The organism is Aeromonas sp. ZOR0001 (assembly GCF_000801015.1).
Classification (GTDB): domain Bacteria; phylum Pseudomonadota; class Gammaproteobacteria; order Enterobacterales; family Aeromonadaceae; genus Aeromonas; species Aeromonas veronii.
The window spans coordinates 118,329-130,021 of sequence record NZ_JRJY01000070.1; the positions used below are offsets into that span (position 1 = coordinate 118,329).

8 protein-coding genes are annotated in these 11,693 nt (G+C 59.0%); 5 read left to right on the forward strand and 3 right to left on the reverse strand.

From position 1 onward, the window contains the following. Window positions 1–121 precede the first annotated feature (121 nt). Window positions 122–631: a VC2046/SO_2500 family protein gene (locus tag L972_RS08765; protein WP_047437707.1), complete on the forward strand. Its 510-nt coding sequence runs from the start codon at window positions 122–124 to the stop codon at window positions 629–631. Window positions 632–742: 111 nt separating this feature from the next. Here L972_RS08765 and hpf read toward each other — a convergent pair whose 3' ends face one another. Beyond that, window positions 743–1,081, reverse strand: a complete 339-nt coding sequence (gene hpf, locus L972_RS08770; protein ID WP_005334257.1) for a ribosome hibernation-promoting factor, HPF/YfiA family — start codon at window positions 1,079–1,081, stop codon at window positions 743–745. 368 nt (window positions 1,082–1,449) lie between these two features. On the opposite strand from hpf, the gene L972_RS08775 reads away from it, so the two are divergent. From L972_RS08775 to L972_RS08785, 3 genes are all read left to right on the forward strand, one after another. Next, entirely contained in the window at window positions 1,450–3,954 is a 2,505-nt protein-coding gene (locus L972_RS08775; RefSeq protein WP_047437594.1) for a putative bifunctional diguanylate cyclase/phosphodiesterase, read from the forward strand. A 99-nt stretch (window positions 3,955–4,053) separates the two neighbouring features. Further along, window positions 4,054–5,955: a transglycosylase SLT domain-containing protein gene (locus tag L972_RS08780; RefSeq protein ID WP_047437595.1), complete on the forward strand. Its 1,902-nt coding sequence runs from the start codon at window positions 4,054–4,056 to the stop codon at window positions 5,953–5,955. 177 nt (window positions 5,956–6,132) lie between these two features. Further along, window positions 6,133–7,131 (forward strand): LacI family DNA-binding transcriptional regulator, encoded by a 999-nt coding sequence (locus L972_RS08785; protein WP_005350588.1) that lies wholly within the window; start codon window positions 6,133–6,135, stop codon window positions 7,129–7,131. A gap of 77 nt (window positions 7,132–7,208) precedes the next feature. On the opposite strand, the gene L972_RS08790 is transcribed toward L972_RS08785, so the two are convergent. Together L972_RS08790 and L972_RS08795 are read right to left on the reverse strand one after the other, a co-directional pair. Beyond that, window positions 7,209–8,273 (reverse strand): 3-deoxy-7-phosphoheptulonate synthase, encoded by a 1,065-nt coding sequence (locus L972_RS08790; protein ID WP_047437597.1) that lies wholly within the window; start codon window positions 8,271–8,273, stop codon window positions 7,209–7,211. Between the two features lie 125 nt (window positions 8,274–8,398). Further along, window positions 8,399–10,348: a TonB-dependent receptor domain-containing protein gene (locus L972_RS08795; RefSeq protein WP_047437599.1), complete on the reverse strand. Its 1,950-nt coding sequence runs from the start codon at window positions 10,346–10,348 to the stop codon at window positions 8,399–8,401. A gap of 266 nt (window positions 10,349–10,614) precedes the next feature. On the opposite strand from L972_RS08795, the gene L972_RS08800 reads away from it, so the two are divergent. Beyond that, a partial coding sequence (locus L972_RS08800; RefSeq protein WP_047437709.1) for an isochorismate synthase occupies window positions 10,615–11,693 on the forward strand: 1,079 nt, incomplete at its 3' end.

The window sequence follows — 11,693 nt, forward strand, 5'->3', positions numbered from 1 at the left end:
AGTGCGAGGCGCATACTAACAGATCTTCCGGTTTTGTGAACCCCCAAGCAGGATTTTTCCATTAAAAGAATTGGATTTGTGGCCGATAACCAGTGAAATCGCCATTTTCGAGAGTTATCTCATGCTGCCCAGTTCAATCCGTAATCACCTGCTCGTCGATGAGGGCCAGTTGGGGCAGCGCCTCAACCGTGACCTGCAACATGGCGATCGCGCTGATTTCCGGTTGCATCTGGCCCTGCTGACCGATGCGGTGGAGGAACAGCCCTGGTTTGATGCCAAACCGGCGGCCACTCCCCAGAGCCGTGACTGGCGTCTGCACTTTGCGCTGAGACCGGCAGAGGTGCTGGTGGCTGAAGGGGCGGGGAGTGACTGCAGTGCCATCAATGAGCGGTTGCAGCAAGGGGGAAGCATGGTGGATGTGCGGCTCTGGCTGGCGCTGCAAACACCGCCGCTGGCGGTCAAACAGCCGCTGATGGATGAGGCTGTCTATGACAACCTGTCACCGCTGGCGCGGGAGCGGTTGCAAGGAAAGCTGGCCGATATGCCACGCCAGGAGGACCCGCTGGTATTGCTGCCGATCCTCGATCGTTTGCAAGAGGGGGTGGATACCCGGTTGCACTGGCTCAGTTGATGGCGCCTGTTCACTGGTGTAACGCGATGTTTGTCGGCAAATCACAGGCAACAAAAAGGCGGGTGACCCCGCCTTTATGCTCTTTGGAATTTTTAGCCTTGCGGCATGCAATCAAGCGTCAGCTTCATCCGGTTGTGGCTGCTCTTTGAGCGCTGCATTGGCACGACGGGCAATCGGCTTTTCGGTGTGACGGTTGAGTTGGCGCTCCAGTTTTTGCCCCAGTTCGTTGATGGCGGCGTAGAGATCCTCATGCTCTGCCTGGGCAAACAATTTGCCGTTGGGGATGCCAGCACTGGCTTCGACAGTGAACATCAGACGCTCTTTGGAAACAATCACATGAGGTGTGATGAGAGGCACCTGAAGACGTTCGAGCTTTTCAAAACGGGATTCGATGCGCTCGCGGATAGCCGGGGTGATGTCGATGATTTTGCTGGTAATTTCGATTTTCATATTGGCCCCCTTCGGGTCGTCTTGCTTGTGTCTTCACCTTCAGATTACTCATTGGTAAAGATTGAAATGTGATCTATGTCACATAACCTTCCCTTGGCTATTCAGTAACTTATAAATTGTGATCTTTTCCGGTTTCGTGCCAAAAACAGCTTGAGCTCCATGAAACTGGCAGGCAGTATGACGGGAATAGGATCGTTTCTGTCCCTTCTTGGCAGCACTTCGTGTCGACCTCATGTCCGGTTTCCACTGCTTGATATCGCATGTTTGTACTCTTCCCTCGCAACCTCTGATCTGATGAGCGGATGCAGGGGGCGTTGCTATGCCTGATTGGACATCAAACGTGGTTGGTTGTTGTGTTGGAGTGGTAAATGAAGCAGCAGGCCACGCAAGTCATGTGGTTTTTCGATCGGCAACATGATCAGTGGAGTCTTTCTGATCAGGGGGCCTACCAGCAGTGGCAAGGGGAGGGCAATCATCCCTGGGCCGCTCGCCTGTTACCGGAAGATGAGGCAGGCTTTGCCGATTTTCTTGTCCGGCTTCATGAATCACATCTGCCAGAACAGTTTATTGGTCATCTGAAAGATGATCAGGGGCAGCTCAACCATGTGCTCTGGAGCGGCCAGTTTGTGCCCACCCAGCAGATCTGCTGTGGCTGGCTGGCCCCTCTTGATACCGCCAACAGTGCGGTATCCTCCCTCAATCTCTCTTTGCCGTTGCTGCAAACCACCCTGCTTACCCAGTTGGCGCAGGCGCTCTCTGCCCGCACCGGGCTCGATTTCTTCAATACCCTGGTCAGCCAGCTGGCCCATATCCTCAAGGTGGATGCGGTCTGGGTGGGTGAGTTGTGCGGTGCCGACCGGGTCAAAGTGCTGGCTGCCGACGGGCTGGCGTTGAAGGACTATCCGCTGGCGGGTTCCCCCTGTCAGGAGCTCTACAAGCAAGGGGCCATCTGTTTCGAGGTGATCGACGAGTCGCAGGAGTATCAACCCTGGCTGGCGGCCGGGCAGACTTATTATGGTCAGCCGCTGTTTGATGCCAGAGGCCAACTTCTGGGCCATCTGGCGCTGCTCTATTCGGCCCCGGCAGATACCAGCAACCTCACCTCGGTGCTCAATACCTTCTCGGTACGGATGGTGGCCGAGCTGGAGCGTCTGCAATCCGATGCCCAGATGCGCCTCTCTGCCGTTGCATTCGAGACCCACGAAGGGATCATCATTACGGATCCGGGGTTCAAGATCCTGCGGGTCAACAACGCCTTCAGCCAGATCACCGGCTTCGACAGCCAGTCGGTGCTGGGCCTGCATCTGGAAGAGGATCTCTGGCCAAATCTGGGTGGGCTCGGCTACGAGCTCAATACCCTCAGCCGCTGGCAGGGGGAGACCCAGCGTCGCCATGTCGATGGTCACACCTATCCCCAGTGGGAGATAGTGACGCCGGTGCAGGACGAGAAGGGGGTGATCAGCCACTTTGTCATCTGCTTCGAGGATATCTCCGAGCGCAAGGCGGCCGAGCGACGCATTCAGGATCTCGCCTATTACGACGAGCTGACCGGATTGCCCAATCGCCGTCAGCTCCACGAGACTCTGGTGCAGACCTTCAACGAGGCGACCCGCGATGGCTTGATTGGCGCCCTGCTCTTTATCGATCTCGATCACTTCAAGACCATCAACGACTCTCTCGGCCACGCCACCGGCGACTGGTTGCTCAAAGAGGTCGCCGCCCGTCTCAAACGCCTGGTGCGACAGGGGGATTGTCTGGCCCGCCTCGGTGGTGACGAGTTTGTACTGCTGCTGCCATCGCTCTCGGCCAGCCCGCCCCAGGCGGAGATGCAGGCCGATATCATTGCCGAACGGCTTATCACCGAGATTGCCGCTCCTTATACCTATGTGGGGCAGGTGCTGCACATCGGCGCCAGTGTCGGCATTACCCTGTTTCCGGATCGGGAGCAGGGGGTCGATGATCTGCTCAAGCAGGCGGATACCGCCATGTATCAGGCCAAGTCCGCTGGCCGCAAGACCCGTCGCTTCTTCGATGCCTCGATGCAGCAGCAGGCGGATCGCCGTCTGCTCATTCACAACGAACTGCGTAACGCCCTCAGCCAGCAAGAGCTGACCCTCTACTATCAGCCCCAGCATATGGTCGATGGCGGCGATATCATTGGTGTCGAGGCGCTCATTCGCTGGCAGCCGGCCGGTCGCTCGCTGGTCTCGCCGGCCGAGTTTATTCCCATCGCTGAGGAGACGGACCTGATTGTCGATATCGGCAACTGGGTGCTGCACGAGGCGTGCGCCCAGTATGTGCTGTGGGAGGAGAACGGCATCCATATTCCGCAGATCTCGGTCAACGTCAGTGCCAAGCAGTTCCATGCCACCGATTTTGTCGAGCGGATCCACGATGTGTTGGCGCAAACCGGCATGGATCCGGCCTGCCTCAATCTGGAGATCACCGAGTCCGTGGTGCTGGGTCATGCCGAGGACACCATCAGCAAGATGACCGAGCTCAAGGAGCTCGGCATCAGCTTTGCCATCGACGATTTTGGCGCCGGTTACTCCTCCCTGAGCTATCTCAAGCGGCTGCCTGCCGATGAGCTCAAGATCGACCGCTCCTTCATTCAGGACATCCCGAAAGATGGTGACAACATGGCCATCGTCGAGGCGGTGATCGCCATGGCGCGACATATGGGGTTCAACGTCACGGCGGAAGGGGTGGAATCCCGTCAGCAACTGGAGTTTCTCAAGGCGCAGGGGTGCAGTTTTTATCAGGGCTATCTCGCCTCCAAGCCGCTGCCGGTGCCCTATCTGGAGAAATATGTACAGCGGCTGACCAGACCGGAGCAACTGCGTGAAATGCAGCTGAGCGAGCCAGAAAAATAGTCCTTTCTCCCCGCTGTAGCGCTGCCCGGCAACGGGTAGAATGAGAGGCAGTAGACCCACCGCCACCGGGCGGTGTATTGCCCTCAATGGAGATGTTCAGTGAAAGCTGTATGGGGAATTGTTTTGTCGGCGCTGTTTGTGCCGACCCTGATGGCGCAGACTGCCGACCAGACGCTCTACCGTCAGGCGTATGACGCCGTACGGGCCAATGACCAGGCCCGTTTTCAGCAAATTCGTGCCCGTTTGACCCATTATCCCCTGTTGCCCTATCTCGACTACTATCAGCTCGCCTTTCGTCCGGGGGCGGCGGATTACAACGATGTGACTCGCTTTATCCGCCAGCATGGGGATACTCCCCAGTCCAACCGGCTGGAGCGCAGTTATCTGACCTATCTGGCCCAGAGCCAGCAGTGGTCGCAGTTCCTGCGCTTCTATCCGGCCAAGCCGAGCTCCACCGACCTGCTCTGCATGCACTATCAGGCGCTCTATTACACCGGCAAGCCGAAAGAGGCGTTGCAGGGGGCGGGCAAGATCTGGATGAGCGGTCAATCGCGTCCCGATGCCTGCTCCCCGCTGTTCCAGCTGTGGCAGGCATCCGGTCAGCGAACCCAGGAGAAGATCTGGCAGCGGATGACGCTGGCGTTCGAGGCGGAAAACCCCAATCTGATCCGCCATCTTGGCGCGACCCTGGGTAGCGGCTTGCAGAGCTATGGCGATCAGATGGTGACCCTGTTCGAGCAGCCCGCCAAGGCGATGAACCAAGCCTATTTCAGCAGCAATCCCTATTCCCGCAAGCTGCTCTCCCTCGGTTTGACCCGTTATGCCAATCAGGAGCCGGAGTCGGTGCTGCGCCAGCTTGCGCTGTTTCGCAGCCGTTTCGGCCTGACCCAGGCCGAGGTGAAACCGGTAGAGCGTGCCATTGCCCGCCGCCTGCTGCTGGATCGCTCCATTGCCCAGCGCAGCTGGGTCGACAGTACGGTGAAAAAGCTGGCTGATCCCGACATTACCGAGCTGCGGGCACGACTGGCCATCTGGGAGCAGGATTGGCGTGGCCTCTCCGGCTGGGTGAAGATGATGCCGATGGCCCGTCAGAAAGAGGATCGCTGGCGCTACTGGATGGCGCGCTCTCTTGAAGTACAGGGGCAGCAAAAACCGGCGCGGGATCTCTATCTGGAGACCGCCAACCTGCGCGGTTTCTACGGCTTCATGGCCGCCCAGCGCACCGGGGTGCCTTATCGCATCAAGAACCAGAGCGTCAAGCATGTACCGGACTGGCGTACGGCCAGTCAGCGCTGGCCCTTCCTGTTGCGGGTGCGCGAGCTGTTGTCGATGAACGAGATTGCGGCGGCCCGCTCGGAGTGGATCCACAATATGGATCGCAATCCGGTGGCCCAGCGCATCGAGTTTGGTCATATCGCCCTCAATCAGGGCTGGCACGAGCTGGCCATTCTCGCCAGCATTCGCGCCGAGGCGTGGGATGCCCTCGACCTGCGCTTCCCGCTGCCGCTCAAGCGCACCTTCTCCCAGATGGCGCAAGAGCGCACCATGAACACCAGTTTGCTCTACGCCATCTCCCGTCAGGAGAGTGCCCTCTATCCGCTGGCCCAGTCGCCGGTGGGGGCGCGCGGTCTGATGCAACTGATGCCTGCTACTGCCAAAGAGACTGCCGGCAAGCTGGGGGTGCCCTATCGCAACGAGCAGCAACTGTTTGATCCGACGATGAATATTCGTCTGGGGAGCGCCTATCTCAAGCGTTTGCTGGATGTCTATGATGGCAACCGGATCCTGGCGGCGGCGGCCTACAACGCCGGGCCGGGACGGGTAAAACGCTGGCGAGAGCAGAGTGACAACAAGCCGATGGACGTGTGGGTCGAGAGTATTCCCTACAAGGAGACCCGCAACTACGTGCAAAACGTGTTGTCGTTCGATCTCATTTATCAGCACAAGCTGCAGCAGCCGCTGCGCTTCATGTCGGAGCGGGAGCTCAATCACGCCTATTGAGTCGGGGGCCGCCAGCCGGCCCCTGTTTTCAAATTTCCCTGCTGCCGAGTATCATCGGGTAAAGTTTTGTTACCAAAGGAAACATGCCTGGTGACCTGGCTCCGGGAATTGCATCAGGCCGCAGGGTATACTCGGGCGTCGGCACCGACAGGTTCCCCCACAATAAAGGAATGGATAGTGGCAACGATTAAAGACGTTTCTCAGCTGGCAAATGTGTCTATCTCCACCGTGTCGCGGGTTATCAACAACACGGCACAGGTAGCACCGGAAAAGCGTGAGGCCGTACTGGCGGCCATGAAGGAACTGAATTTTCGACCCAACAGTTTTGCCCAGGCACTGGTCAGCAAGCGTTCCAACTGCATTGGCGTGCTGGTTGGCGACCTCTGCGGCGGCCCCTTCTTTGCCCAGATGATGCGTGGCATCGAAACCATGGTCGATCAGGCCAACAAGTTCACCATCGTCATGTCTGGCAACCACGATATCGCGCGCGAGCGTCACGCCATTCAGGCGCTGCTGCAGCGCCAGTGCGATGCGCTGATCCTCCACAGCAAGGCGCTTCCGGACGAGGAGCTGAGCGAGCTGGCGGCAGGCTCTACCCCCATCGTCTTTATCAACCGTCAGGTGCCGGGTGCAGAAGATCGCTGCGTCTGGCTCGATAACCAGGCGGGGATCACCACCGCGTGCCAGCACTTGCTGGATGCCGGTCATCGCAACATCGCCTTTATCACCTCCGATGATGAAGAGTTTGTCGATGGTCAGCAGCGGATGGCCGGTTACACCCAAACTCTGGCGAGAGCCGGGATCGCCTTTGATCCTGCACTCGTCAGTCGCGCCTATGCCGACGAAAATGGCGGCTATGTGGCGATGAGTGAACTGCTGGCCCGTGGTGTCGAGTTCACCGCCGTGCTCGGTTTCAACGACGGCATGGTGGCGGGGGCGATCTCTTGCCTGCTGGAGCGGGGTTACAAGATCCCGCAGCAGGTGTCGGTGGTGGGGTTCGACGATATCCCTTACGCCCGCTACATCTATCCCAAGCTCACCACGGTGCGCTACCCCATCGAGGAGATGGGCAGCCGCGCTGCCGAGCTGGCGCTGCGTCTGCTCGATCACAAGCCGGTGGACGGCCTGGCGCTCAAGTTTGAAGCCCAGCTGGTGGAGCGTGAGTCAGTCGCCTGATGTGCGTCAGACAGTGAACAACAAGGTGGCCCCATTGGGGCCACCTTGTTTTCTGCGTTATCTGAATAATCCGCTATTTATCCCGCCAGGGCGATCCGCTGCTGGCGGCGCGCCTCCACCCCTTCTGCTACCATATCGAGCAGCCGCCTTGTCTGTTCCCAGCCGATGCAGCTATCGGTGACCGACTGGCCGTAGCGCAGCGGTTTGCTGCCGATATCCTGACGTCCTTCGCAGATAAAACTTTCCACCATGATGGCGGCGATGGCATGGCTACCTGCACCCAGCTGGTTGGCAATGTCACGGGCAACCAGCAGCTGGCGGGCATGTTGCTTCTGGCTGTTGCCGTGGCTGCAATCGATCATCAGCTGGGGTGACAGATGATGTTGGCGCAGCAAGTCGCCAGCCTCTGTAACATGATTGCTCTGATAGTTGGGCTGGCGGCCACCGCGCAGGATCAGGTGGCAGTCGAGGTTGCCATGGCTGCGCACCAGTGCCAGCTGGCCATCACCGGAAGGCTGGGTATAGAGGTGGGCTGCCCGGCTTGCGAGGATCGCCTCGACCGCGATCCGGATATTGCCGTCGGTGCCGTTTTTAAAACCGATGGGGCAGGGGAGGGCCGAGGCTAGCTGGCGGTGGAGCTGGGATTCGGTGGTGCGGGCACCGATAGCGCCCCAGCTGATGAGATCCCCCAGATAGAGCATGCTGGTGAGATCGAGAAATTCGGTGGCACAGGCGAGCCCTTCCTGTCCAAGGGCCAGAAGTAACTCGCGGGCCTGGGTTAGTCCCTTTTCCAGCCGATCGCTGCCATCGAGGTCGGGATCGAAGATAAATCCTTTCCAGCCGAGGGTCGTGCGCGGCTTTTCGAAATAGGTGCGCATCACCAGTTGTAGCTGCTCCCCGTATTGGCCCTGCAGTTCAGCCAGCCGGCCACCATAGTCGCGGGCGGCTGCCGGATCGTGAATGGAGCAGGGGCCGATCACCAGCAGCAAGCGGTCGTCCTCTCCCTGCAGAATATAGCGTGCTTGCTGGCGGCTGCGTGTGATTTGGCGAGTAAGTCGTGCCGGACAGGGTCTGACCTTTAACATCTCGTCAGGGGTGGGCAATGTGGCAAGGGGTGAAGCATTCAGAAGTGAGGTGAACATGAGCGATCCTGATGAAAATGGAAATCTGCATGCTCTTTGCTGTCCAGTGGGGATCTTCCCCTTATTCTCTTGGTTAACAGAGCGCGTGCATGGGCCCGCGCTCTGTTATATCGGCCTTGGCTACCTTAGAAGCGGGCTGAGCCGCTGACGTAGTAGCTGCGACCCGGTTCGACGTTCTGGAAGAGGGAGTCTTTCTCTTGCAGGCGCACGTCGGTCAGGTTGTTGATCCCCAGTCGCAGGTCAAAGTTCTCGGTGACCTTGAAGCCGGTGCCGAGATCGAAGGTTTGATAGCTGGGCAGTTTGTCTCTCACGGTTGCATTATTTACCTTGTGTTCGATGAACTGGGTGCCGGTGTAGGTGGTGCCGACAAAGGCATTGACCCGCTCGGTGGCCTGCCAGGTGATCTTGGCGTTGGCCTTGTGCTCCGGCCGCTCGGGCAGAGCCTGACCCTGATCGCCTTCCGCCTTGAGGTAGGTGTAGTTGGCGCCAAGGTTGATATCGTCGGTCAGATCGAGCTTGCCGGTCAGCTCCAGCCCTTTGGTGGTGGCCTTCTCCAGGTTGTACCAGGTGCGATCTTTGGAGTTGGGAAAGGATTTGTAGGTCAGCATATCTTCGATATCGGAGTAGAAGAGGGTGGCGCTGGTCTCCCAGATCCCCTCTCCTGCGATGACCCCCAGCTCGTAGTTGGTGCTGGTTTCCGGTTTGACCTTGTCATTACCATAGATGCTGCAGCGGCCTCCGCAGCTCTCGGTGCTGTAGCCGTTTGTATACTGATGCGAGGCTGGCGCTTTGAAGGCTTGGCTAACACCGCCTTTCACGGTCACCACATCGTTCATCTCATAGACCAGATAGCCGCGCGGGGTGAAGTGGCTGCCGTAGAGCCCGTGGTGATCGTAACGGCCGCCCAGCGTGAAGGTCAGGCTGTCGGTCAGGCCGATCTCGTCCTGAGCGAACAGCGCCTCCTGGGAGTTGCTCTCCTTGCCGCCGATATCCTGGTAACTCACCGCATCCACCAGCTCCCGATCCAGATATTCACCACCCAGGGTCAGGTAGTGGTTGGCCAGCGTCAGGTTGGTGTAGCCCTTCAAAGTAAAGTTGTTCTCTTCTTTAGGCTGCTGGTGGATTTTTAGAACGTCGTTGAAGTCATCTATCTTGGAGCTTTCGTAGTTGACCATGACGGTGGTGTCACCCCAGCTCCAGTTCCCCTTGTGGGTCAGCCCAAACAGGTTGCGATCGTTTTGCTGTTGGCGGCTGTGTATCTTATTGCCGATTTTGCGGAAGATATCGAGAGGCCGCTCATCCTGGTTGTAGAGGTAATCCAGCTCGAAGCGCTGCTGGTCATCCACCAGCCAGCTGAGGGTGGAGGCGAAGTTGCGGGTCTGCTTGGCTTCGATAAGGGGGATGCCTTCAGCGGCTTCGGTGGGGGTCCAGGCTTGACGGTCATACACCTCACCGTTCATCCGGATCAGCAGGTTGTCGGTCAGCGGGCCGGTAAAGCCCAGGTTGGTTCTGTGCTGATCGCCGCCATCCTTGCCCTCGATGGCCTTGAAGTCGGCATCGGCCGCCCCTTGCCAGGTTTTACCCGGCTGCTTGGTGATGATGTTGATGACACCCCCGATGGCATCGGAGCCGTAAAGTGCCGACATGGGGCCACGGATCACCTCGACCCGCTGGATCATGCCAAGGGGCACGGGAGTGTTGTCGAAGTCGCCGCCGCGCCACATGGCATTGGAGGAGGAGAGGCGTTTGCCATCCACCAGCACCAGGGTGTACTTGCCGGACATGCCGCGAATACCGATTTCGCTACGGCCATTGGTGTTAGCTTCAGCCTGAATGCCCACTTCGTGGCGCAGCAGGTCGGCAAGATCATTGACGGGCGCGGCGGCGATCTGTTCGGCCGTGATGACAGAGATAGAGGCCGGTGCCGAGCGGGTATTGTGCGCCGTGGTGGTGACGGTGATCACTTCATCGGCTTGAGGCGCGTTGCTGGCGGCGATTGCTTGCTGGGTCAGCAGGGTGACGATGGTGGTGGCCAGCAGGCTGGGAGCAATAAAACGGGAGGTTGAGGATTTCATTATTTACATCTTCCATAATATACAAATGATAAGCGTTATCATTATCAAGTTGAATTTGCTCCGATCGCAACTCTTTTTTATCGGCGAAGCTCAGTTTCGTTCGTCACCCGCTTTTGACTAAAAAGAAGTTAATGAAATTGATTCTCATTTGTATTGATCGTTTTTTCGCTCCTTGTTAGGATGCCGTTCACCCTGACATATGGTGAGTCAAATGACTCGCATCAAGTCGTGTCAGGCAGTGATTCATTCCAAGGAGTAGCACCGTCATGTGTGACCATGCACTGGAAGGAGAGTGGCCCGCCACTGCGGTCGGGCTGGATAAAGTGTGCTGTTTTGCCAGCGGTGACAGGGTTCTGGTCGCTTCCGGTATCCACGACAGTTTTACCGGCATCCCGCCGGAGAAGCTGCTCGCCCATCTGCGTCAGTTGCGCCAGCAGGGGATGGTCAATCCCATCGCCATCGGCGCCATTCCGTTTGATACCCAATCCCCCTGGCATCTGGTGATCCCGGCGCAATCGCAGTGGGTCGCAAGGGATGCGATGTTGCCCGCCCGTTGTTGCCAGCTCCATGGCGAGGTGAGCGAAGTGACCGGCTCAGCCCACTATCAGGGGGCGGTGCGGGCAGCGCTGCAGCAGTTCAGTGAGGGGCAACTCGAGAAGGTGGTGCTGTCGCGTGCCATCGACGTGCAGAGCGCAGAGCAGACCTCCCCCGCACACGCCTATGGCTCTCTGCTGGCCCAGAATCCGGGCGCCTATGTGTTCCAGATCCCGCTGCCGGATGGGGAGACCCTGCTTGGTGCCAGCCCCGAGCTGCTGGTATCGCGCAGCGAGATGGCGGTGGTGAGCAATCCGCTGGCGGGCTCCCGTCCGCGCCACGCGTTTTCCGATCAACAGGCGGCCAGCGCCGAACTGCTTGGGGCCCAGAAGGATCGCTATGAACATGCGCTGGTGGCCGATGCAGTCGCTGCGGCCCTCGCTCCCTTCTGTCGCGAGCTGGACGTCCCCCTGGAGCCGCAGGTGATCGCGACCCCTACCATGTGGCACCTCTCGACCCGCATCGCCGGGCGGCTCCATGAGCCCTCTCCCGTTCTGGCACTGGCGCTGGCACTGCACCCGACACCGGCGGTATGCGGCACGCCGCTCTCGGCTGCACGTCAGGCCATCGCCAGGCTTGAGGGATACGATCGCCGCTTCTACTGCGGCGCCGTCGGCTGGATGGATGCTGATGGCAATGGCGAGTGGGTGGTCACCATCCGCTGTGGCGTGCTGGCTGGCAGGCAACTGCGGCTCTATGCCGGCGCCGGGGTAGTGGTGGGCTCCTCGCCGGAAGCGGAGTGGCAGGAGAC

Bases quoted from the DNA above. Each gene is read 5' to 3' on its own strand.
- L972_RS08765 (WP_047437707.1), top strand. From the start codon at position 122: ATGCTGCCCAGTTCAATCCGTAATCACCTGCTCGTCGATGAGGGCCAG.
- hpf (WP_005334257.1), bottom strand. From the start codon at position 1,081: ATGAAAATCGAAATTACCAGCAAAATCATCGACATCACCCCGGCTATC.
- L972_RS08775 (WP_047437594.1), top strand. From the start codon at position 1,450: ATGAAGCAGCAGGCCACGCAAGTCATGTGGTTTTTCGATCGGCAACAT.
- L972_RS08790 (WP_047437597.1), bottom strand. From the start codon at position 8,273: ATGTTCACCTCACTTCTGAATGCTTCACCCCTTGCCACATTGCCCACC.
- L972_RS08795 (WP_047437599.1), bottom strand. From the start codon at position 10,348: ATGAAATCCTCAACCTCCCGTTTTATTGCTCCCAGCCTGCTGGCCACC.